Source organism: Limnothrix sp. FACHB-881 (assembly GCF_014698135.1).
Lineage (GTDB): Bacteria > Cyanobacteriota > Cyanobacteriia > CACIAM-69d > CACIAM-69d > CACIAM-69d.
On the sequence record NZ_JACJSN010000001.1, the window covers coordinates 313,537 to 334,391 of the forward strand.

The window sequence follows — 20,855 nt, forward strand, 5'->3', positions numbered from 1 at the left end:
ATCGAGTAGACTCTAGCACTCTGCCATGGGTTCAATGACGGTTCGATCGCCCCCCCAATTGGGCTGCGTCTCAGAATGGATCGGAAAGCCGATCACGCTGGCGGCCGCCCTGAGCCGAGATGACCAACCAAGATCATGGATCATGATCAAGGGGGGCAATTAACCAACCGTTACGGTTAATCCTCAGATTTCTTTAAGATTTGCGGCGAAAACGTTACATCTGGTAATATTCAGATGAGCGAGAATCCTTAGCCCATCAAGACCTTGGCCCATTGTTGGTCAATGCAACCAACCGGAATTGATCTCAATCAGTTGTGATCCATTCCCTAAACCGTCGGTTGCTGGTGACTTGTCAATCCATTGGGTTGAAGAGCGATTGCGTTCAGACCGCACCGTATTTGACAGACGTGCATTCACGTTTCTTAATTTTTCTTTGGCGACTGAATGACACCATTCAACCGTCGAAGCCCCTTCTCCGTTGATTGCTGAAGTGTTCATCAATCGGCTGTGATCGGCTGATTTTGCTCGAATTGTTCTGACACAATTCATGAATCAAAATGACCAGCCCAATCGGCAGCCAACGTTGATGAATAACTGCAAGCTTTTTAAATGAAATCAACAAAAATGTTGGCAGAAAATTCCTTGCAGACGATCACAGAATCAGGGCGATCGCGCGGCAAAATCCTGATTGTCGATGATGAATCGGCATTGCGGATGATCCTGACTACGCGCCTTTCGCTGGCGGGGTATGAAGTCGTGTCGGCGGCGGATGGAGAGGAGGCCCTCGAGGTATTTGACCGCGAGGATCCCGATCTGGTGGTGTTGGATGTGATGATGCCGAAAATTGACGGCTATGGCGTTTGCCAAACCCTGCGCCAAAACTCCGATGTGCCGATCATTATGTTGACGGCCTTGGGCGATGTGGGCGATCGAATCACTGGCTTACAAATGGGAGCCGATGATTATTTAGCTAAGCCTTTTTCCCCTAAAGAATTAGAGGCACGAATTGCCTGTGTGCTGCGCCGGGTGAAGGACAAAACCACGCCGCCCCCGATCGGGAATGGCACGATTCAAATTGGTTCCCTGCGAGTCGATACCCGGAAGCGCCAGGTTTATCGCAGCGATCGGCGAATTCGTCTGACCCATACGGAATTTAGCCTGTTGGAATTGCTGTTTAGCCGCAACGGGGAAGCCGTGCCCCGGGGCGAAATTCTGCAAACTCTCTGGGGTTATGCCCCTCGGATCCAAGCGGACATGCGGGTGGTGGATGTGCATGTGGCGCGGCTGCGATCGAAACTGGAAGACGATCCGCGTAATCCGGAAATTATCTTGACGGTACGCGGCACGGGCTATGCGGCTCCTCGGATGACCGACAGTTCTGAGGCGATCGGGGCTTAAGGACTCGCCCAAAGGGATCTGCTCAAAAGAATCCACTCAAAGCTGATTGCCCAACTCGTGGTTAATCAATCGGCTGGGGGGCGCGGGGTCAGGGCATTTCATGATCGTGCTGTAATCGCCTTGATCGCCTTTCTCCTTCTGGGCTGGTAGCTCGATCGCAATCCAGTGCGCCCGTTTGCGAGGTCGGTTGCTACGATCGAAGGGCGGGGCAAGCTCGATCGCTCCGGCTGGATCAGAAGGCAACATCATGACATTTGACTACGACCTCTTCGTTATTGGTGCAGGCTCCGGCGGGTTGGCCGCTTCCAAGCGAGCCGCCAGCTATGGCGCAAAAGTGGCGATCGCAGAAAGCGACCTCGTGGGTGGCACTTGCGTGATTCGCGGTTGCGTGCCCAAAAAACTCATGGTCTATGCATCCCAGTTTGCCCATTGGTACGAGGATGCCACGGGCTACGGTTGGTCAGCAGTGGAGCCAGAACACGACTGGTCTAAGCTGATCAACGCGGTGCAGACGGAAGTGATGCGCCTTAACAAACTGCACATCAGTTTTCTGGAAAAAGCGGGCGTAGAGCTGATTTCGGGTCTGGGGCGCTTTGTGGATGAGCACCGGATCGAAATCGTTAGCCCCAGCGGCACTCGCGAAGTAACCGCCCGCTACATCCTGATTGCCGTGGGTGGCGAAGCCGTGCGCCCAGACGTGCCCGGCATTGAACATACGATCACCTCTCGGGAGATGTTCCTGCTGAAGGAGCGCCCCCAACGGTTTGTGGTCTTAGGCGGGGGCTATATCGGCGTGGAATTTGCTGGAATCCTCAAGGGCTTAGGCTCTGAGGTGACGCAGGTGTTGCGGGGCGATCGAATTCTGCGCGGCTTTGATAGTGACATTCGGGATCAAATCCAGCAAGCCATGGTCGATCGGGGCATTGCTGTGCACACCCACATCGATGTCGCCACCCTCCAAATTGAAAAAACCAATGCCGGTTTGCGAATGCAGTTCAAAACCGCCGATGGTGTGGCCCATGAGTTGATGGCCGATGCCATCCTGAGCGCCACAGGCCGCAAACCCAAGCCCCAAATTGAGCCGCTGAATCTGGAGCTTGCCGGGGTGGAAGTGGTGAATGGGGCGATCGCCGTGACTGCCGACCACTGCACCAACCAGCCCCACATCTACGCCGTGGGCGACTGCACCGATCGGGTCAATCTCACCCCCGTGGCGATCGCGGAAGGGCGTGCCTTTGCCGACACGGTATTTGGTCACCAGCCCCGCACCATCAGCCATCGCAACATTCCCTCCGCTGTGTTTTCGCAACCGGAAGCCGCCACCGTGGGCATGACCGAAGAAGAAGCCCGGGCCGTCTATGGCGATCGGGTGAAAATCTACCGTGCCCGTTTCCGCCCAATGATCTACAGCCTGACCGATTGCACCGAAAAGGTGTTGGTCAAACTGGTGGTGGAAGGTGAAGACGAGCGCATTTTAGGCGTGCATATGGTGGGCAAAGATGCGGCGGAAATTATCCAAGGCATGGCTATTCCTGTGGTGATGGGGGCAACGAAGGCCGACTTCGATCGCACCATTGCTATTCATCCTTCCACCGCTGAAGAGTTCGTGACTTTGCGATAGATTGCCCAGGGCGATCGCCCCATTCTTGATTAATGGATCATTGATTAATGGATCATTAACTCATGCACAACTCATGATTGATGTGCGATGTATCGATGATCAATTCATCCATGGGTTGATCGTGCTTGATGCATTCATGAACAATCAGCAGCTTATGGCCAATTGGTTGGTAGTTGGTTTGCAGTTAATTTGCAGTTAATTTGCAATTGGTTTGCAATTCGTTCATGATCAAGATCACGATCAACGCAATCATGATCAACCCACGATCAATTCATCATCGATCGGTTAGCAACTCATTGGCGACTGATCAATGATTCGGTAATTGATTCGTGGTTGGTTTTCCCGATCGGTTCTCGATCACCACCTTTCAAACACCCTAACTCTGGATCGCTATGACCCTCGCTCAAGATCGCGCCCAAGAAACCAACGCTCGGGATTTGTTCCGGGCCGCCTACGAAAATCGCTATACCTGGGATGCTAACTTTCCGGGTTACACCGCCGATGTGGAACTGTGCCAAGGGGAAGAAAGCTATCGGGGATCCGTGGCGATCGCGGCTGATTTCAGCGTCAGCGTCACCGGCATTGATCATCCCGAAGTGTTGAAAACGTTGGAACATCAACTGCGCGATATTGTCACCCATCGTCAGCGCAGCAGCTTTGACAAAGCCCACGGCCAAAACGAATTTACCTTGGGAGCCACTGACGAAACGGGCGCGGTGGAGGTGTTGGTTTCTGGGAAATCCATGGGATCCAGCTACAAAGTGCGCGATCGGGAAATTTGCCATGTGGAGCGTCCCGTGGGCCCCATGAAATTCATCATTGACACCCAAGCAACGATGGATACCGGTGAAGGCTATTTGCCCACCTTGACCGATGCCAACTTCTATAAGCTGCCGGAAAACCAACTGGTGAAGCAGGTGCGCTATGAAGACACCCACGAACGGGTGGGCAATTACGTTTTGATGAGTTCTCAAGCCATTCGAGTCAAGGAAGGAGACCAAGAAATCGTCACAACCATGACGTTCTCCAACTTGAAATTGCAAGGATAAACCGGATCAAACTTTCTCTTGGCTAGCCCTTGTCGATGTCGGTTGCTAGTGATTGTCTAGTTGATGATCAGTTGATTGCTAGTTAGTGACTAGTAAATGACTAGCGATTTTCCGATTGCTTGCTAATCACTGGCTAATTACGAGTTGTTCATTTGCTAATGATCGAATAACCATTGACCAATCATTAGTTCATGGCGCGGGTGGAATTTTTCCGCCCGCGTTTTGTTGTGCATAACATTGTGAACAACATCAAGCGTGAATCACATCAAGGATGAATCACAAGGGCCCTCAGCCATTGCTCCGGGAATTGACCTCGCGCCTAGAATGGGAGAAAGATTGGTTCGATCGCCCCCTATGCCTTACCCGCTGCACGTTGCCTTTGTTTGGCATCAACATCAGCCCCTCTACAAAAGCCGTGGCAACCTGGCCGAAACAGCCTTGGCAGACGTGCCCCAACAGTCGGAAGAAGCGCAATATCGACTGCCTTGGGTGCGGTTGCATGGCACCAAGGACTATCTCGATTTGATTTTGATGTTGGAACGGTTCCCCCGGTTGCGCCAAACCGTGAACTTGGTTCCTTCTTTGATGTTGCAAATTGAAGATTATGTGGCGGGCCGGGCGATCGACCCCTACTTGGCCTTGGCGCTCACCCCTGCTGAACAACTGCAACCGACACAAAAGCGCTTTGTGCTGGAGCATTTTTTTGATGGCAACCACCGCACCTTGGTGGATCCCCATCCTCGCTATTGCCAATTGTTTGAACAACGCAATGATTTGGGAATTCCTTGGTGTTTAGACCATTGGAAACCCGAGGATTTTGGGGATCTGTTGGCTTGGCATAACCTGGCTTGGATTGATCCGCTGTTTTGGGATGATCCAGAAATTGCCCGTTGGTTAGAACGGGGCAAGGATTTTTCTCTCACCGATCGCCAGGAAATTTGGGCCAAGCAACGGGAAATTTTGGCGCGAATTATTCCCAAACACCGATCGATGCAGGAGTCGGGCCAGTTGGAAGTGACCACCACGCCCTACACCCATCCCATTTTGCCCCTGCTGGCCGACACGGACGCGGGCCGGGTGGCCATTCCCCAAATGCAACTGCCCGCGAGCCGGTTCCAGTGGGCGGAAGATATTCCCCGGCATCTGGAACGGGCCAAAACCATGTACCAAGAGCGGTTTGGCTGCTTGCCTCGGGGGCTGTGGCCTTCGGAGCAGTCCGTGAGTCCGGCAATGTTGCCCGATGTGGCGGCGGCCGGTTTCCAATGGTTAATTTCCGATGAGGCGGTGTTGGGCTGGACGATCGAGCATTTCTTCCACCGCGACGGCTCTGGCAACGTTCTAGAGCCACAGTACCTTTACCAGCCCTATCGCCTAGCCACGAATCAAGGAGATTTGGCGATCGTCTTCCGTGACCACCGCCTTTCGGATCTGATTGGCTTTAGCTATGCGGGCATGGAACCCCAAAACGCTGCCCAAGACTTGATTGGCCATTTGGAAGCGATTACTCGGCAACTGAAACAACGCCAAGGGGACGATCGCACCAGCCTAGAGCAGCCTTGGTTGGTGACCATTGCCCTGGATGGGGAAAACTGCTGGGAATATTACGATCGCGACGGGCTGCCGTTTTTGGATGCGCTCTATAGCCGCCTCAGCCAGCATCCTGAAATTGAGCTGGTAACCGTGGGCGATTATCTCGATCGATTCCCGCCCCGCGAAACCCTGCCGGTCGATCGCCTGCACAGTGGCTCTTGGGTGGATGGCTCCTTTTCCACCTGGATTGGCGACCCGGCCAAAAACCGCGCCTGGGATTTGCTGACGGCGGCCCGCGAAACCCTGGCTCGCCACCCGGAAGCCACCGAAACCACCAATCCGGCCGCTTGGGAAGCGCTTTATGCGGCGGAGGGTTCCGATTGGTTTTGGTGGTTTGGGTTTGGCCACTCGTCGAATCAAGATGCCATTTTTGATCGCCTGTTTCGGGAGCACCTGTGCGCCATTTACCAAGCCCTGAATGAACCCATTCCCCCGGAATTGTTGGAGCCGGTGGAAGTCCATGAAGCCACGGGCGATCGCACTCCCCAAAACTTCATTCACCCAATCATTGACGGCTGTGGCGACGATCAGGACTGGAACCAAGCGGGCCGAATTGCGGTGGGTGGATCCCGGGGCACGATGCACCAATCCAGCCCGATCCAAACCATTTGGTACGGGGTGGATCACCATCACTTCTATGTCCGGCTAGATTTCCAAACCGGCAAACAGCCCGATGAAATTCACCTGTGCTGGTTCTATCCCGATCGCCCCGCCCACAACAGTCCCGTGCCCCTGGAGCAATTGCCCGATTTGGCCCCGGCCAACTATCATTACCGGCATCACATTGGCCTGAAGTTGCCCACCAAAACCCTCTGGTTCTCGGAAGCGGCGGAATTTAACACCTGGCGGGCCCGACCCAGCCGCGCCCGCTTCGCTGTGGATAGCTGCTTGGAGTTGGCGGTTCCTTGGGATGATTTGCCCGTGGAGCCTGATTGGGGGCTGCGCCTAGCCCTGTTTGTGGCCCATCGGGGGGAATTTAGCGAAGTGTTACCCGGCGAGGACTTAATTCAAATGGGCGTGCCCTAGGAATAGTACCTGGAGCAATTGGAGCGATCGCCTGGTCAGCGCCCCAAATCCGCCAGCAACGGGACTGAAGCTCCACCTCGGGAAGCGCGAACCCCAAAAACTCGAAACCCAAAAAACAAAACAAAATCGGCTAGACCGGTTGTATTGCCTCAGGTCTAGCCGATTTCGTTTGTTTGACTGCAACTGAATTGCGGGTCAGTTTTGATGATCAGTCTTGGATGATCAATCTTTGATGATCAATCACTTTGGATGCGAAAAAACAGGGAACCGGCAGAACCATCCTGCTATTGCAGAGGCTCCACCAACCGATCCCAATCGGCGAGGATGGCGGATTGGCGCATCCCGGCTAGAGGATCGCTAGCGGTGACGGGCACGTTATAGGTGGCATAGGCATTGCGATCGACCGAGAGCAAGTAGCGCAGCGAACTGTTGCCCAGGAAGTAGACCACCACCAGGGCTGCCGCTGCTGAAGCAACGAGGGTTCCGGCCAGCATCAGCGAAAACTCCTTGTTGCTGAGGGCCTGTTGCATCAGGTGCAATGACCAAGCTACTAGGGCGATCGCCAGCAGCAGAACGACAACCATGGACAGAGTGCAGATCAAGATTTATGAGTGTGTTTTTACGTATTGTAAAGGAAATCTTGACAATCTGCCAGCAATTTATCGTTTCCTAAGGTTTTCTACAGAGTTGCGATCGCCCCAGTGTGACGCACTGGCAAGCCCGCTTGCTGCAAATCGGTCTTAATCTCGTCAATGCTGAGTTGACCGTAATGTAACAAGGAAGCGAGCAGGGCGGCTTCGGCCTTGCCTTCAGTCAGGGCTTCGCGGATATGTTGGCAGTTGCCCGCGCCCCCGGAGGCAATTACCGGCACAGCCACGCGATCGGCGATCGTCCGGGTCAGCTCCAGGTCATAGCCCGCCTGGGTTCCGTCTGCGTCCATGCTGGTTACTAGCAATTCTCCCGCGCCGCGCCGCACCACCTCTTCGGCCCAGGCGATCGCATCCAAACCCGTATTTTCCCGGCCGCCGCGCACATACACATCCCAGGCACTGGGCACACCATTTTCGCCGGTTCCGGGGCGGCGGCGGGCATCGATCGCCACCACAATGCATTGATTGCCAAACCGGGCACTGGCGCGATCGATCAAGTCCGGATCCCGCACCGCCGAAGAGTTGATGCTAATTTTGTCGGCTCCGGCTCGTAACAGTTTTTTAATCGTTTCTAAGTCACTGATGCCGCCGCCCACGGTCAGGGGAATGAACACCTGCTCGGCGGTTTCATAGACCACATCAAAAATAATTCCGCGATCTTCGTGGGTGGCCGTGATGTCCAAAAACACCAGCTCATCGGCCCCGGCGCGATCGTAGGCCCTGGCCAGCTCCACCGGATCGCCCGCGTCTTGCAGATTCACGAAGTTCACGCCCTTAACGACGCGACCAGCTTTGACATCGAGGCAGGGAACGATCCGTTTGGCGAGCATAGGGCGGAGGAGGGAAGGTGGACAGCCGTGAATAGCCACAGATCAAACTACGCGATCGCGATGAACCTTGGCCCCGGTGGTCTGAGCAGATGCGTCAATATAAATAATACAAATAAATCAGAGGTTGATTTATAAGATTCCCATAATCAAAATAAGAACAGCCCGCAGCAAGCTGGAGAAATCGCCATGAACCTGTCCTCAGCCCCCTCCCGTCGATTGCCCCCCGTCCAGTTGTTGACCGCCAGCGATCGGCCCACGGAAACCGGCGGGTTTCGATCGCGCTTGGTCTGGATGTTGGAACGGGTACAAGACGCGATCGCCGTGTCCCTTTGCCTGGGGCTATTTGGCGTGATGGTGGTGCAACTGCGCGTCATTTTCATCTCCCTGCTGGAACCCCCAAACTTTCACCTGATTACGGCAGATATCCTATCGGTGCTGATTTTGGTGGAAATGTTCCGGCTGCTGATCATTTACTTGCAAGAACAGCGCGTGTCGATCGGGGTGGCCGTGGAAGTGGCGATCGTTTCCGTGCTCCGGGAGTCGATCGTGCGGGGGGTGTTGGAAGTGCCCTGGCAGCAACTCTTGGCCACGGGCGTATTTCTGTTGGTTTTGACCCTGATTCTGTTGGCCCGGGTTTGGTTGCCGCCCACCTTTGAGGGCATTGACCCCGAAAAGCGGATCATGGAGCGCTATCGCCATGTCGCCAGTGGGGATCTGGTGGATTAGGCCAAAAGCCCCCAACTCGCGATCTCGCCACCCCATCGATCGCGGCGATCGGGTCAAAATGCAGTAGTCTTATTAGCTGTGGATTCAGTTTACTAGAGACGGTTCCAGTGGTGATTGAGCTAGGTCAGCGCGTCAAAGTGCGCCGGATTCGCGATCGCATGTCCACCGCGATGGTTGAAAAAATTAAACAAAATCCGGTCGGTACGGTTAAGGAATACAAAATGGTTGACGGCAGCGGCATCGGCGTTGTCGTTGAGTTTACGGGTGGTTTGGCAACTTGGTTTTTTGAAGACGAACTCGAAGCGGTCTAAGCAACGAGTGAATAAATTACGCCAGTGGGAGTTGTTCCACTGGCGTTTTTATTTGGGACAAATGATTTGGCCAGCGCTAGTAGTGGCGTGACAGGCTTCATTCATTTAGATCTCTTGCACAAATGAAACCCCTCTGAATCACGATGGGCTGATCAACGATCATCTCGTAGGTTGGGTTGAGGCACGAAACCCAACAGCAGTAAGGCTTGCAGTGATTGAGTTGGGTTTCGCAAAGCTCAACCCAACCTACTAGCTGGAGAGCGATCGCCCCCGCACCGCCCCACAAGAACTTGCTAGGCTGTGGGTAGCGACCTCACCCCGATCGCCCCATGACCACCGAAACTCGCCTCAACACCCTCGAAGCCCAGCTCCAGCAACTGACGATCAACGTCACCACCCTGGCCAGCGTCACCACGCAACAGTCCTTTGATTGGAATCAGCGGTTTAGCCACCTCGCCGAACTGACGGCCGCGAATACGCAGGCGATCGCCACCAACACACAGGCGATCGGGGAACTACGCTTGGCGATCAACGGTCTGCAACAGGCCATGGAAGGGTTAAATAACCGGATCACCCAATTGGAGCAGATCGTAGACGATCGCACCGATACGTTCCTGGGCTTATTTGACCAAACCTTTGCCCGCATCGATCAACTCCAAGCCGCTAGCTTTGCCCGCATGGATCAGATGCAAGGCGACATCAACACCCTAAAAACAGATGTCACGGGCCTGAAAACAGATGTCACCGGCCTAAAAACAGAAATTCAACGGGTGATCGAAATTTTGGGCGAGATGCGCCAGTAAATACACGCCGGTCGGCAATCGTTGGCACAATGGGGGGCGACAACGCTAGAGGAGTGCGATCGTGGCTTTCACGCTGACGCTGTTGGGAAAAGGGGGATCGGGGCGATCGACCCTGGCGATCGCGGCGGCGATGGCCCTGGCCAACCGAGGCAAGCGGGTGCTGCTGTTTGGGCAAGATGCGGGGCCCACCCTGGGCATGATGTTGGGAACGGGGGCGATCGGCTCGGATCCCCAGGCGATCGGCTCTAATCTTTGGGCCGTGCAACCGGCCGCCACCACCCTGCTGGAACGGGGCTGGGATGAAATTAAGCGCCTAGAGTCGGAATATTTGCGCCAACCCTTTTTCCGCAATGTCTACGGTGAAGAACTAGCCGTGTTGCCGGGGATGGATCGGGCGCTGACGTTGAACACCTTGCGGCAATACGAAGCGTCGGGCAATTACGACGCGATCGTCTATGACGGCAACAGCGATCGAGCAACCCTGCTAACCATCGGCGCGCCGGAGGTTTTGTCCTGGTATGTGCGCCGCTTCCAAAAGGTGGTGGCCGAGTCGGATTTTGCCAAGGCGATTTCGCCCTTTGTGCAACCGATTTCCATGGCGGTGTTGAGCAGTGGCGGTATGTCTAGCACGCCGTGGGAAGGCCCCTTGGGTGAGTTTCAGGACTTGCTCGATCGGGGACGAAACTTGCTGGCCGATCCGCGTCGTGTGGCGGGCTGGCTGGTGGCCAATGGCGATCCGGTTTCGCAGGCCTTGGCTCAATACCTGTGGGGCAGTGCGCAACAGGCGGGCTTAACCGTGGGCGGGTTGTTTTTGAATCGATCGAGCGATCCGGGGGCGATCGGCTCGGACTTCAACCCCCTGACCGTGACGGCAATTCCCGAGCAAACCATCACCCCAAATTGGGATGCGCTGATCCCGCTGATGCCGGATTTTGCCACCTTGGCCCAGCAGGCTCCCCGCCCGATCGAAATCGACTTAGCCACCCAACAGGTGAAGCTGTTCCTGCCAGGGTTCACCAAGGAGCAAATCCACCTGACCCAATCGGGGCCAGAGGTGACGATCGAAGCGGGCGAACAACGCCGCAATATCTTCTTGCCGCCGTCCCTGGCCGGGCGATCGGTCAAGGGCGCAAAATTCAGCGATCGCTACTTGATCATTTCCTTCTAAGCCACGAGGCGATCGTTAAAAACACCAGCCACAAGGGGCTGCGGCTCCTTGTGCAACTGATCGCATCAATATCACACTATGGAAAAGCAACAACTTGAACCGATTTTACAAGTCCTGAAGCAAGGGCTGATTGAGCGATATCAAGACTTACTCTCATCGATCGTTTTGTATGGTTCCCAAGCGCGTGGAGAAGCTACAGAAAACTCTGATATTGATATCTTGGTAATCTTAAAATCCTTAGTCCATCCCTGTGATGAAATAGATAAAACACTCGACTTTATCACCCAAATTTGCCTGGATTATGATGTGGTCATTTCCTGGCAATTTGTCTCTCTCGAAAAATTTGAGTCCCAGAATTCCCCATTTCTCGCCAACGTCAAGCGAGAAGGGGTTCTGCTATGAAACCCAAGTCTCAACAATTACTAGACAAAGCGCGGGCTAGCTATCAGGCATCACAGCTTTTGGCCCAACAGGGATTCTATGACTTTGCGGGCGCACGAGCATACTACACAATGTTTTATATTGCCGAAGCATTTCTTTGGGAAAAAGACCTTAGCTTTTCAAGTCATGCAGCCGTGATTTCGGCATTTGGGCGAGAGATTGCAAAGCCTGGAATCGTGCCCATCGAGTTTCATCGGTTCTTGATTAATGCCCAAAATAAACGGGCTAATGCAGATTATGAAGTGGACGATGAGCTACAGTTGCGAGCGGCTGATGTTGAGGTTTTGTTAGAGCACAGTTGGCTATTTTTACAATACGCCGAAGAGAATTTGCCTCGTAGCTAGATCGCGTCGATCATGAAGTAGTTGTCATTCCACCCTGGAGGCAATGTGGCCATAACGCTGCCAACCATCACCCCTACGTTGACCCTGGCGGACTTTTTGCGGCGGCCGGAAATTGACGAATCGCCCGCTTGGGAATTTCACGATCGCCTAGCCCACCAAAAACCTATGCCCGGAGTTCAACATAGTCGGCTGCAAATTCGGTTGGCGGTGGCGATTAATGCGATCGCCTCCGGTTGGGAAGCGTTGCCGGAGTTGCGTTGTACCTTTGGCGATCGGTCGATCGTGCCGGATTTGTCGGTGCTGAAAACCGCTGAGTTGCCGATCGACTCCCAAGGAATGGTGATTACTGAAGGGATTGAGTTTGCTCCGGCTTGGGCGATCGAGATTTTGTCGCCGGCCCAGGGCGAAACCCGTGTGATTCGGAATCTCACGCATTGTCTAGCCCATGGCAGCCGGTTGGGATGGTTGGTGTTGCCGCGCGATCGGGTGGTGGTGGTGTTTTTGCCCGATCGCGCTCCGGTGGAACTGGCCGGGGGCGATCGGTTGCCGGTGTTGCCGGACTTGGATCTCAATTTGACGGGCGATCGGCTCTTTGGCTGGCTGGCGGGTGCTGCGTCAACGGAGCGGGGCTAACCCAAGAGAGACGGGCATTGAGTGGGTTGCTTATACTAGCGGCATCCCTTTTCCCTTACGAAACGCCCGTAGGGTGCATGGAAGAACGCTTGGCAGGCCATAACAATCCCCATTCATTTCCCATGCACCGCCACCCGTCACGCCTGCAACGACGATTCTCGATCGGTTGGGTGGCGATCAATTTTCGGTGCATGGGAGAACAAATGCAGCGTTTCGTGACCATTGGGCCTTGCTCCCATGCACCCTACGATTTTTCTGCGATAAAGAAGCCGCCGACAAATCGATTGGCTTTTTTAAAGCCATATCCCAAATTCTTCCCAGCCTATCGAGTGCGATCAACGGCTTGCTGGGTCAAATTACGGCTCTGTTGGGCTGAAATGCCCCCGATCGCTCAGCCAACAAACAGCAGCGAAACGGACAAAGCTGATCGATTCCCGTAGGGGCGCATCGCCATGCACTCTCCGATAAGCGAGATCTACGAGAGACCCTGGCGGAGGGCGTACCGCTGTACGCCCCTACTTGTTTGTTGTTTTTGCAAGAAAACAGCATGGTGATCTCGAAGGGTGATCAGCGCATGAAAAAGATGACCCGCAAACAGCGCGATAGGAACATCCAAAAGCTCTTTCCGCCAATTGCCGACATTAAGCCGATGATGCTGCCGGACACGAGCATAATTGTGAGCAAACTGCTGCCGGTTGTTGCACCGCCAACAACGCCCAAGGTAATGGCTAAAAGCGGTCCAAAGAGTGCCCCTGCTAAAAAGCGCACCAAAAACATGACCCATGGAGCGGTTGGTTTCTGCTCTGGTGGGGGAGCTGCAATACCAGCGGGAGAGGCTGTCGCTTTCGGGGGCGATCGCGTCGGTGACAGGTGCTTAGGCTGGGTCTGTGCTGCCATGCTGTCAGCAAGGGATGGCAGTTCACGGTGAGTTGACAAGGGATTAGAGGAGTCATTGGGTGATGACTCTGAAGAAGATGGTGGGGGAGGTTCGGCCATAGGGCGATCGATCTCATCCAATCCAAATTGCGTGAAGAATTACGTCCGATTACAACACCAAATCAGGCGCTCCTCCGTTCTAGCGCAATTAGTATTAATAGGAATTGGGCGCAGTTTGTGTGGCAACAATCGGCAGTCTTGCTCTTTAATTCCACGCTGACGGCGGGTTGAGTGGGAGAGCAGACGCGATACCATGGCTCCCAACGACAAGCAAGATCCAACCCATCGATCGAACCATGACCACCGAACCCAACACCGAGGCGATCGAAACGCCCACCCCCGCCGAAGACAGCGGCTCCAAGACCCGGCAAATGCTGGGGATGAAGGGAGCCGCCAGCGGGGAAACCAATATTTGGAAAATTCGCCTGCAATTGATGAAGCCGATCACCTGGATTCCCCTGATTTGGGGCGTGGTCTGCGGGGCGGCTTCCTCGGGGCATTATGAATGGACGCTGGAGAATTTCCTGAAATCGGCGCTTTGTATGTTGATGTCGGGGCCGTTGCTGACGGGCTACACCCAAACGATCAACGACTACTACGATCGGGAAATTGACGCGATCAACGAACCCTATCGCCCGATTCCCTCCGGCGCAATTTCGATTCCGCAGGTGGTGACGCAAATTTTGGTGTTGCTGTTCGGGGGCATCGGCGTGGCCTACATCCTCGATCGCTGGTCGGGTCACGAATTCCCAATCATCACGGCCTTAGCGATCGGCGGTTCGATCGTCTCCTATATCTATTCCGCACCGCCCCTAAAGCTGAAGCAAAACGGCTGGCTCGGTAACTACGCCCTCGGCGCGAGCTATATCGCCCTGCCTTGGTGGGCGGGCCAGGCGCTGTTTGGCACGCTCACGCCGACGGTGGCGGTGGTGACGCTGATCTATAGTTTGGCGGGCTTGGGCATTGCGATCGTCAATGACTTCAAGAGCGTGGAGGGCGATCGCACCTTGGGTCTGAAATCCCTGCCTGTGATGTTCGGCATTGGCACGGCCGCTTGGATTTGTGTGGCCATGATCGACACCTTCCAAATCGGTATTGCGGGCTATTTGGTCAGCCTGCATGAGAATTTGTACGCCTCAATTTTGGGTCTGTTGATCATTCCGCAAATCGTGTTCCAGGATATGTATTTCCTGCGCGATCCGCTGAAGAATGATGTGAAATATCAAGCCAGTGCTCAGCCCTTTTTGGTGTTAGGAATGTTGGTGGCTGGCCTAGCCATGGGTCATGCTGGAATTTAGATCAGATCACCAATCCAAGCCAGCACCAGACAAGGGACTTAAGCCCCTTGCCCCAAGAGTTTTGGGATGATTGGTAGGGGCGCACCGCCGTGCGCCCTTTGCATTTTGGGACGGTAAAAACGGTTTTTTCGAGCAGGAGAAACGATCAATGGCTGATGCAATGCTGTATCAAGAAAATGAATATTTTGTCGTGCTCGAAACCAATCAGCCCGAGGTGATTTTGTCCGTGGAGGAGTTGCGCGAAAAACTGACCGGCGTGGTGGAATCCTTGGGCGATCGCCTGCCGCGTGACTTGCAACGGTTGACCACCACGGAAGCGCGGGTGCGATCGCTCATTGAAGAAGCCTGCGAGCTGGACTTGGGCCCCGATCGATTCTTGCAGTGGTATGCCGTCCGCCTGGCAAAGTAAATTGGAGACTCAGGGATGGCCCGGGAGCATTGTGCTCATCACTGAGAACCATGGCCCGCAGGTGGATAAGCACTCATGATTCAGGCAGCAATCTTGGCAGGTGGTCAAAGTCGCCGAATGGGGCGCGACAAGGTGTTGCTGCCTTGGAACGGACAGCCCATGCTCCATCGGGTTTGTGAGGTGGCCATTTCGGTGACGGAACGCCGACCAATTATTTTTTCGCCCTGGCCGGAACGCTACCAAACCCATCCCGCCACGGCTGCCTTGCCGGTGGATTGGTGGCGGGAGTCGGCGGCCGATCGGGGGCCGCTGTTGGCTTTTTCAGAGTTGCTCGATCGCGCGGCCCGAGACCTAACCGACATTAACTGGGTGTGGCTGCTGGCTTGCGATTTACCCTGTTTGGATGGGCCCGTTTGTCGTTCCTGGCTCGATCGCCGCCATGCCCTCAGTTCTAAGCAAGTGGCGCTGGTTCCACGCACTGATCGCGGTTGGGAGCCCCTGTGTGGGCTATATCGACCCGCGATCGCGCCCCAACTGCGGACTTTTATTGATCAAGGCGGGCGATCGTTTCAGGCCTGGTTAGACCAACTGGCGACGGAACAGCGAGCCATTTATCTACCGCTGACGACACTGGAGGCGGCTACCTTGCGCAACTGCAACAGCCCTCAGGATCTGCAAGATTTTTTGCGTCACCGGGCCCCGGTCTCAGAAGACTAGGATCAGATTGCTCTGGGTTAATCAACAGTTAGCGGAATTGGTGAATGGCGCTGGCCACAATCCCCAAAATCTTAAACACCATCCCTTCGGTGATTTGCAAAGGGGCATAGATCGGATTTTCGGAATGCAGGAAAATGCGACCATCCAGCACTTGTAGCCGCTTGACCGTTACCTTGTCATCCACCAACGCCAGTACGATTTGTCCCGTCTGGGCGTTATCCGCCTCAGAGGCATCAATCACCAGCATGTCATCGGGATAGATGCCAATGCCGATCATGGAGTCCCCCGTGACCCGCACCAAAAAAGACTCGCTGGGATGCCGACTGAGATAGGTGTTCAGGTCGATCGCGTCGGGTTCCGTGTCCTCTTGGGGCGCAAAGGCATGTAACCCAGCGGCCGCCGGCATTTCATAGAGGCGCAGGGGTGGCGTGGGGTGGTCTTCAATGCGTTGGAGCCGGCCATCGGCGATGGCTTCCGTTTCCAATTGATCAAGCTGCCATTGGGCCAGGAGTTCCGGCAGGCGATCGACAAAACTGATCGGCAGTCGAACCGCTTTGGTGGGTTCGCCATATTTACCTGTGCCTTTGGGACGACCCGCGCCCGGACGGCGACCGCCTCGACCGGTCATAGTGACTCCTTGGATTGAATATGCTGAATTTTGAAGATGATCGGTAAGCTAAGAAAGCAGCGGTGGGCCATGAGTTTGTTGGCGATTTTGCTGCCCCCATCGGGTTCAGCGCCAGGGCCAAAACTTGCCCGAACATTTACCAGATAGCCAGTTGGTTTGGCGTTTGCTGATTTGGCGTTTGCTGACTTGACGCTGCTGATTTTAGGTTGCTGAAATCTTGGCTTGGGTTTTCTGGCTTGAATTTCCTGGCTTGGATTTCTTGACCTGGATTTCTTTGCTGGGGTTGCTGAATTGCTATCAACGCATTGATTGCAGTACACGAATTTAGACTAGCACGATCGCCCGAAAGAGTTACTCCACAGAATTGAGAAGAATTATGAGAATTTGGGAAAGCATTATGAATCGCCAAAAGAGTCAAAATATCCAAACAGACAAAGGAAGCGTTCGATCGCCCCAATTGCCCGACTGGTGGATGGGTTGGCCTGCGTTGGGCAAGGCCTTGGGGTTGTTGTTGGCGGTTGTGCTTTGGGGTTGGGGGCTAATGCCGGAACCCGCGATGGCGAGCCTGCATCCCTATCCCCTTTCGGGCGATCGGGTCTTGTGTCGATCGTTGCAGTCCCTGCGAGATCAGCGCGATCGTAGTTGGCAATTGGTGTTGTTTGGCGAAGCGGCCAACGGACAACCACCCACAACAGGATTTCGGTTGCGGGTGGTTGGGTTTCCCAGTTTGCGGGTCAATCGCGATCGATCTTTAATCGTCACCAATTCCACAGGGGCCGTTGCCCAGCTTGCGGATCAGTTCCCGATCGATTCATTAGCCCTCAACACCGGAGAATATGAATTTGATTCCGTGGCAGGTCGGTTAAATCAATTAGGTATTTTGCGATTAACCATCCCCGTCGGTGATGCTGATCAGGCAGAAATTCCCGTACCGCCTTTTGTTTTACAAGAGTGGAAAATGCTTCAAAAATCAGGATGTCCCAAGGCTTGAGGCAGTCAAAATTGTGGTGGCATAGGATACTCAACAGACCCTAATTGCAAGTCTGAATTGTCCAAGGATGGTTCAACAAATTGCTGCTGAATCAATTACCCATGAAGGAGTAATCTTCAGTTGGCTAATTCAGTCTCAGCGGGTGTTTAAAAAGCTAAATTTGGTAGGCAGCTTGCTCGATCCACAACAAGGGGCTTAAGCCCCTTGTCCCTAAGGGCTATGGTATTTAGCAGATATTTAGCAAGCGCTTCCAGATGCTTTTCAAGCAACCTCTAAGCAGCGGAAGAGTTCTCGGCAAAGCGTTGGGCCTTGCGGGGTTGAATCACGCCGTAACCGCCATGGTTCCGTTCATAAATCACGTTGATTTCACCCGTTTCTGAGTTGCAGAACATGAAGAAATCGTGATCAACCAGCTCCAGTTGCTCCAGGGCCTCCGCGATCGTCATCGGGGCCATTTCAAAGTATTTCGTCCGCACCACATCCGCCGGCAACTCGGGTTCTCGGGGCGGAATAATGGTTCCGACCGGCATTTCGCCCAGCACTTCTGCGGTCTTCACCGGCTCGCGGCGACGTTCTTGATGTTTTTCCTTATACTTGCGAAGTTGACGGGCAATTTTGTCAGCAACCATGTCAATGCTGGCATACAGGTTCTCGCTGCTTTCTTCAGCTCGAACAACTGTGCGGTTCGCGTAAATGGTCACCTCAGCCGTTTGGTTAGAATCAATCCGGGGGTTGCGAGCTACCGACAGGTGCACATCCACTTCAAGAGTTAAGTGTTGAAAATGGCTGACGGCCTTTTCAATTTTTTGCTGAACATAGTCACGCAGTGCATCGGTAATCTCGATGTTTTTACCCTGGATGACAAGCTTCATAGAGCTTCCTCCCCTTCGAGATGGGTGATACTTTCAACGTAGCACTTTGGGATCGGGGGAAGAATTTCCTTTAAAATCTTTTGCATCTGTTGATGATTCTTGACCTTTTCTTCAGTGATTCCCCACAAACCATCACCAAACTCCCCTTGGCAATTCTCAATCTTTATGGTTAGGGCTTTATGGTTAGGGCATTCGGCTAGAGTTTATGGTTTGTGATGCTGCTACTGAAACCAATGGGGAAAGTGCCGGGCCGATCGCCCCCTGTTGGCAACTGAATTTGCAAACCACAGCTTACGAAGTGGCTTGGGGTTGGCAGCGCCAGTGGCAGGCCGATCGAATCGCGGATCCGACACTGCCCGATGGGTTAATGCTGTTGGAACATCCGCCGGTTTATACCCTGGGGCGTGGGGCCGATCGCGCCTTTGTGCGGTTTGACCCCGCAACCCATCCCGTGCCGTTAGTGCCCATTGAGCGCGGGGGCGAGGTGACCCACCATTGCCCTGGGCAGTTGGTCGGCTATCCGATTTTGAATTTGCGCCGCCACCAACCGGATCTCCATTGGTATCTGCGCCAGTTGGAAGAGGTGTTGATTCGGGCGATCGGGACTTGGGGCTTGGGCGCGGAACGACTGCCGGGCCTGACGGGGGTGTGGCTAGAGGGGTGCAAGGTGGCGGCGATCGGGATTCAGGTCAGCCGTTGGGTGACCCTGCACGGCTTTGCTCTGAATGTGGATTGTGAGCTAGTGGGCTTTCGGGAAATTGTGCCCTGTGGAATTGCCGATCGCCCCGTGGGCCGATTGGCAGATTTTGTACCTGGCCTGACGGTGGCCCAGGTGCGATCGGTGGTGGCAGAACAGTTTGCGGCGGTGTTTGGCCTGCGCTTGGAACCCTGCCCCCCAAACCACCGACCGGCGGGCGCATTGATGTTGCCCTAGGGAGCCAAATCGGCGGTGGCCAGAGGACAGGCTCGATCTCGCTGAGCCAAAAGCCAGTCGTACCAGTCGGCCAACCCTTCGCCGGTCAGAGACGAGAGGGGCAAAATTCGCGCCTTGGGGTTCACCTGCTTCACGGCGGCGATCGCCCGGTCTAGATCAAAGGGTAAGTAGGGCAGCAAATCGATTTTGCTCAGCAGCACCAAATCGCAGGCCCGAAACAAGTGTGGGTACTTCAGGGGTTTATCTTCACCCTCAGTGACCGAAAAAATCCCGACCCGGGACGCTTCTCCCAAGTCAAACAGCGCAGGACAAACCAGGTTGCCCACATTCTCGATCGCCAAAATGCTGCCCGGTGGCGGTTGCAGTTGCTGACAGCCTCCTTGCACCATGGCCGCGTCCAGATGGCAACCCGTGCCCGTGTTGACCTGAACCACGGGGCAACCGGTGGCCCGCACCCGCTCCGCATCATTCAAGGTGGCCTGATCCCCCTCAATGACGGCGAAGGAGACCCGATCGGCCAAATCCGTCAGGGTTTTCACCAGCAGCGTTGTTTTGCCGGCCCCGGGCCCGCTCATCAGGTTCAGGGCCCAAATGCCCTGGGTTTGGAACCATTGGCGGTTGGCGGCGGCCAGTTGGTTGTTTTTGTCTAGCAGCCGCGCTTCGAGGTGCAGGGTTTGGGTGACCGGATCCGTTGCCGTCAGAGAGGGGCGATCGGCTAGGTGATGATCCAAACCGGCCTGGGGATGGTCGTGATGGTGAGGATGGGAATGATGGTGATGACCAGGGCTGGGGCTGGGTGCTGCGGGCCCGTGGCGATGCACCACCACTGAACCATCGGGATGTTGGTGACTGTGCCAATCGGAGCCGATCGGGGAGTGGCCCAAGGCGGGATCGATCGCCTCGGATTGGGTCAGCTTATTTTGGGGTAGGTTACTTTGGGGCCGCTCACTGTGGGATAGGTTGGTGATCGTGACCGATGCCCCCTCATCACAACCGCAGGTTACGCACATGGGATGATCTCCAAGGTTTTTAAAATCAAGTCTTGGCCCGCCTCGATCGCCCAATCCAAGCTGTTGCAATGGGGGCAAATCCCCACCACATCATCCAGGGGGAAATCCCGGCCGCAATGGTGGCAGCGGGCCCGGCCCGGCACGATGGTGATATCTAACTCCGCCCCCTCCAGGGCCGTGCCCATGGCGCAGGGGCCAAAACAAAAGGCGATCGCCTCCGTGGAAATGCCGGACAGGGCCCCCACGGCCAAACCCAGTCGGCGGATGGGGGCCCCTTGGGCCTGAGCCAGCGCCAACCGCACCAGTTCCTGAGTAATGCCTAGTTCGTGCATTGCCTTTCTCCTGTGTTCGATCGGCCCGAACCGATTAGCTCAAACTAATTAGCTCAAACCAATTAGCCCCGATTAGCTCAAACTAATTAGCCCCGATTAGCTCAAACCAATTAGCCCGAATCCATCGGCCCTAGCAAA

23 protein-coding genes and 1 pseudogene are annotated in these 20,855 nt (G+C 54.8%); 17 read left to right on the plus strand and 7 right to left on the minus strand.

Annotation, left to right across the window (positions count from 1 at the left end; genetic code table 11):
* Window positions 1-624 precede the first annotated feature (624 nt).
* Window positions 625-1,398 carry a response regulator transcription factor RpaB gene (gene rpaB / locus H6G52_RS01350; protein WP_099533402.1) on the plus strand — a complete coding sequence of 258 codons (774 nt, stop codon included), beginning with the start codon at window positions 625-627 and terminating at the stop codon, window positions 1,396-1,398.
* 36 nt (window positions 1,399-1,434) lie between these two features.
* On the opposite strand, the gene H6G52_RS01355 is transcribed toward rpaB, so the two are convergent.
* A complete protein-coding gene (locus tag H6G52_RS01355) occupies window positions 1,435-1,647 on the minus strand; it encodes a hypothetical protein (RefSeq protein WP_190525927.1) in 213 nt (70 codons plus the stop codon).
* On the opposite strand from H6G52_RS01355, the gene gor reads away from it, so the two are divergent.
* The 3 genes from gor (at window position 1,646) to H6G52_RS01370 (ending at window position 6,684) form a co-directional block, all read left to right on the plus strand.
* Entirely contained in the window at window positions 1,646-3,019 is a 1,374-nt protein-coding gene (gor, locus tag H6G52_RS01360; protein WP_190525929.1) for a glutathione-disulfide reductase, read from the plus strand. The genes H6G52_RS01355 and gor overlap by 2 nt on opposite strands.
* Before the next feature lie 392 nt (window positions 3,020-3,411).
* Window positions 3,412-4,068, plus strand: coding sequence for a DUF3386 domain-containing protein (locus H6G52_RS01365; RefSeq protein WP_099533399.1), 657 nt, complete (start codon window positions 3,412-3,414; stop codon window positions 4,066-4,068).
* Window positions 4,069-4,422: 354 nt separating this feature from the next.
* Window positions 4,423-6,684, plus strand: a complete 2,262-nt coding sequence (locus H6G52_RS01370; protein WP_190525930.1) for a glycoside hydrolase — start codon at window positions 4,423-4,425, stop codon at window positions 6,682-6,684.
* Window positions 6,685-7,085: 401 nt separating this feature from the next.
* Here the strand turns inward: H6G52_RS01370 and H6G52_RS18945 are convergent.
* Both H6G52_RS18945 and hisF read right to left on the minus strand, forming a co-directional pair.
* Window positions 7,086-7,268, minus strand: a pseudogene (locus H6G52_RS18945) (hypothetical protein); the annotation flags it as partial.
* A gap of 95 nt (window positions 7,269-7,363) precedes the next feature.
* Window positions 7,364-8,164 (minus strand): imidazole glycerol phosphate synthase subunit HisF, encoded by an 801-nt coding sequence (gene hisF, locus H6G52_RS01380; protein ID WP_099533396.1) that lies wholly within the window; start codon window positions 8,162-8,164, stop codon window positions 7,364-7,366.
* Between the two features lie 186 nt (window positions 8,165-8,350).
* On the opposite strand from hisF, the gene H6G52_RS01385 reads away from it, so the two are divergent.
* The 11 genes from H6G52_RS01385 (at window position 8,351) to H6G52_RS01435 (ending at window position 15,950) form a co-directional block, all read left to right on the plus strand.
* Complete coding sequence (locus tag H6G52_RS01385; RefSeq protein WP_190525933.1) at window positions 8,351-8,890, plus strand: phosphate-starvation-inducible PsiE family protein; 540 nt, start codon at window positions 8,351-8,353, stop codon at window positions 8,888-8,890.
* Window positions 8,891-8,997: 107 nt separating this feature from the next.
* On the plus strand, window positions 8,998-9,201 hold the full coding sequence (locus tag H6G52_RS01390; RefSeq protein WP_099533394.1) for a DUF2862 domain-containing protein: 204 nt from the start codon (window positions 8,998-9,000) through the stop codon (window positions 9,199-9,201).
* A gap of 329 nt (window positions 9,202-9,530) precedes the next feature.
* On the plus strand, window positions 9,531-10,004 hold the full coding sequence (locus H6G52_RS01395; RefSeq protein WP_190525935.1) for a hypothetical protein: 474 nt from the start codon (window positions 9,531-9,533) through the stop codon (window positions 10,002-10,004).
* 61 nt (window positions 10,005-10,065) lie between these two features.
* Window positions 10,066-11,172, plus strand: coding sequence for an ArsA family ATPase (locus H6G52_RS01400; RefSeq protein ID WP_190525938.1), 1,107 nt, complete (start codon window positions 10,066-10,068; stop codon window positions 11,170-11,172).
* Between the two features lie 78 nt (window positions 11,173-11,250).
* A complete protein-coding gene (locus H6G52_RS01405; protein WP_099533391.1) occupies window positions 11,251-11,574 on the plus strand; it encodes a nucleotidyltransferase domain-containing protein in 324 nt (107 codons plus the stop codon).
* The gene (locus tag H6G52_RS01410) at window positions 11,571-11,957 is read left to right on the plus strand and encodes a HEPN domain-containing protein (RefSeq protein ID WP_099533390.1); all 387 of its coding nucleotides are present in this window, start codon (window positions 11,571-11,573) and stop codon (window positions 11,955-11,957) included. The genes H6G52_RS01405 and H6G52_RS01410 overlap by 4 nt, the downstream gene beginning before the upstream one ends.
* Before the next feature lie 45 nt (window positions 11,958-12,002).
* Window positions 12,003-12,590: a Uma2 family endonuclease gene (locus tag H6G52_RS01415; RefSeq protein WP_370567651.1), complete on the plus strand. Its 588-nt coding sequence runs from the start codon at window positions 12,003-12,005 to the stop codon at window positions 12,588-12,590.
* A 526-nt stretch (window positions 12,591-13,116) separates the two neighbouring features.
* On the plus strand, window positions 13,117-13,518 hold the full coding sequence (locus tag H6G52_RS01420) for a hypothetical protein (protein ID WP_190525940.1): 402 nt from the start codon (window positions 13,117-13,119) through the stop codon (window positions 13,516-13,518).
* A 304-nt stretch (window positions 13,519-13,822) separates the two neighbouring features.
* Window positions 13,823-14,824 carry a chlorophyll synthase ChlG gene (gene chlG, locus H6G52_RS01425; protein WP_190353940.1) on the plus strand — a complete coding sequence of 334 codons (1,002 nt, stop codon included), beginning with the start codon at window positions 13,823-13,825 and terminating at the stop codon, window positions 14,822-14,824.
* Window positions 14,825-14,972: 148 nt separating this feature from the next.
* Window positions 14,973-15,233 (plus strand): chlororespiratory reduction protein 7, encoded by a 261-nt coding sequence (locus H6G52_RS01430; RefSeq protein WP_099533386.1) that lies wholly within the window; start codon window positions 14,973-14,975, stop codon window positions 15,231-15,233.
* Window positions 15,234-15,308: 75 nt separating this feature from the next.
* Window positions 15,309-15,950, plus strand: coding sequence for a molybdenum cofactor guanylyltransferase (locus tag H6G52_RS01435; protein WP_099533385.1), 642 nt, complete (start codon window positions 15,309-15,311; stop codon window positions 15,948-15,950).
* Window positions 15,951-15,978: 28 nt separating this feature from the next.
* Here H6G52_RS01435 and H6G52_RS01440 read toward each other — a convergent pair whose 3' ends face one another.
* Window positions 15,979-16,578, minus strand: a complete 600-nt coding sequence (locus H6G52_RS01440; RefSeq protein WP_099533384.1) for a LexA family transcriptional regulator — start codon at window positions 16,576-16,578, stop codon at window positions 15,979-15,981.
* A gap of 376 nt (window positions 16,579-16,954) precedes the next feature.
* On the opposite strand from H6G52_RS01440, the gene H6G52_RS01445 reads away from it, so the two are divergent.
* Window positions 16,955-17,569, plus strand: a complete 615-nt coding sequence (locus H6G52_RS01445; RefSeq protein ID WP_190525942.1) for a DUF3122 domain-containing protein — start codon at window positions 16,955-16,957, stop codon at window positions 17,567-17,569.
* A gap of 272 nt (window positions 17,570-17,841) precedes the next feature.
* Here the strand turns inward: H6G52_RS01445 and hpf are convergent, their stop codons facing one another.
* A complete protein-coding gene (hpf, locus tag H6G52_RS01450) occupies window positions 17,842-18,441 on the minus strand; it encodes a ribosome hibernation-promoting factor, HPF/YfiA family (RefSeq protein ID WP_099533382.1) in 600 nt (199 codons plus the stop codon).
* Between the two features lie 205 nt (window positions 18,442-18,646).
* Here hpf and lipB point away from each other — a divergent pair, with 205 nt between their 5' ends.
* Entirely contained in the window at window positions 18,647-19,375 is a 729-nt protein-coding gene (gene lipB, locus H6G52_RS01455) for a lipoyl(octanoyl) transferase LipB (protein WP_190525944.1), read from the plus strand.
* Here the strand turns inward: lipB and hypB are convergent.
* Together hypB and H6G52_RS01465 are read right to left on the minus strand one after the other, a co-directional pair.
* Window positions 19,372-20,385 carry a hydrogenase nickel incorporation protein HypB gene (gene hypB / locus H6G52_RS01460; RefSeq protein ID WP_190525946.1) on the minus strand — a complete coding sequence of 338 codons (1,014 nt, stop codon included), beginning with the start codon at window positions 20,383-20,385 and terminating at the stop codon, window positions 19,372-19,374. The genes lipB and hypB overlap by 4 nt on opposite strands.
* Window positions 20,376-20,717, minus strand: a complete 342-nt coding sequence (locus H6G52_RS01465; RefSeq protein WP_099533379.1) for a hydrogenase maturation nickel metallochaperone HypA — start codon at window positions 20,715-20,717, stop codon at window positions 20,376-20,378. The genes hypB and H6G52_RS01465 overlap by 10 nt, the downstream gene beginning before the upstream one ends.
* Between the last annotated feature and the right edge of the window lie 138 nt (window positions 20,718-20,855).

What these genes read in the sequence shown, in the direction of transcription:
- rpaB (WP_099533402.1), top strand. Translation starts at nt 625, where the DNA reads ATGTTGGCAGAAAATTCCTTGCAGACGATCACAGAATCAGGGCGATCG.
- gor (WP_190525929.1), top strand. Translation starts at nt 1,646, where the DNA reads ATGACATTTGACTACGACCTCTTCGTTATTGGTGCAGGCTCCGGCGGG.
- H6G52_RS01355 (WP_190525927.1), bottom strand. Translation starts at nt 1,647, where the DNA reads ATGATGTTGCCTTCTGATCCAGCCGGAGCGATCGAGCTTGCCCCGCCC.
- H6G52_RS01365 (WP_099533399.1), top strand. Translation starts at nt 3,412, where the DNA reads ATGACCCTCGCTCAAGATCGCGCCCAAGAAACCAACGCTCGGGATTTG.
- H6G52_RS01370 (WP_190525930.1), top strand. Translation starts at nt 4,423, where the DNA reads ATGCCTTACCCGCTGCACGTTGCCTTTGTTTGGCATCAACATCAGCCC.
- hisF (WP_099533396.1), bottom strand. Translation starts at nt 8,164, where the DNA reads ATGCTCGCCAAACGGATCGTTCCCTGCCTCGATGTCAAAGCTGGTCGC.
- H6G52_RS01385 (WP_190525933.1), top strand. Translation starts at nt 8,351, where the DNA reads ATGAACCTGTCCTCAGCCCCCTCCCGTCGATTGCCCCCCGTCCAGTTG.
- H6G52_RS01395 (WP_190525935.1), top strand. Translation starts at nt 9,531, where the DNA reads ATGACCACCGAAACTCGCCTCAACACCCTCGAAGCCCAGCTCCAGCAA.
- H6G52_RS01405 (WP_099533391.1), top strand. Translation starts at nt 11,251, where the DNA reads ATGGAAAAGCAACAACTTGAACCGATTTTACAAGTCCTGAAGCAAGGG.
- H6G52_RS01410 (WP_099533390.1), top strand. Translation starts at nt 11,571, where the DNA reads ATGAAACCCAAGTCTCAACAATTACTAGACAAAGCGCGGGCTAGCTAT.
- chlG (WP_190353940.1), top strand. Translation starts at nt 13,823, where the DNA reads ATGACCACCGAACCCAACACCGAGGCGATCGAAACGCCCACCCCCGCC.
- H6G52_RS01430 (WP_099533386.1), top strand. Translation starts at nt 14,973, where the DNA reads ATGGCTGATGCAATGCTGTATCAAGAAAATGAATATTTTGTCGTGCTC.
- H6G52_RS01435 (WP_099533385.1), top strand. Translation starts at nt 15,309, where the DNA reads ATGATTCAGGCAGCAATCTTGGCAGGTGGTCAAAGTCGCCGAATGGGG.
- H6G52_RS01440 (WP_099533384.1), bottom strand. Translation starts at nt 16,578, where the DNA reads ATGACCGGTCGAGGCGGTCGCCGTCCGGGCGCGGGTCGTCCCAAAGGC.
- H6G52_RS01445 (WP_190525942.1), top strand. Translation starts at nt 16,955, where the DNA reads ATGAGAATTTGGGAAAGCATTATGAATCGCCAAAAGAGTCAAAATATC.
- hpf (WP_099533382.1), bottom strand. Translation starts at nt 18,441, where the DNA reads ATGAAGCTTGTCATCCAGGGTAAAAACATCGAGATTACCGATGCACTG.
- lipB (WP_190525944.1), top strand. Translation starts at nt 18,647, where the DNA reads ATGGTTTGTGATGCTGCTACTGAAACCAATGGGGAAAGTGCCGGGCCG.
- hypB (WP_190525946.1), bottom strand. Translation starts at nt 20,385, where the DNA reads ATGTGCGTAACCTGCGGTTGTGATGAGGGGGCATCGGTCACGATCACC.
- H6G52_RS01465 (WP_099533379.1), bottom strand. Translation starts at nt 20,717, where the DNA reads ATGCACGAACTAGGCATTACTCAGGAACTGGTGCGGTTGGCGCTGGCT.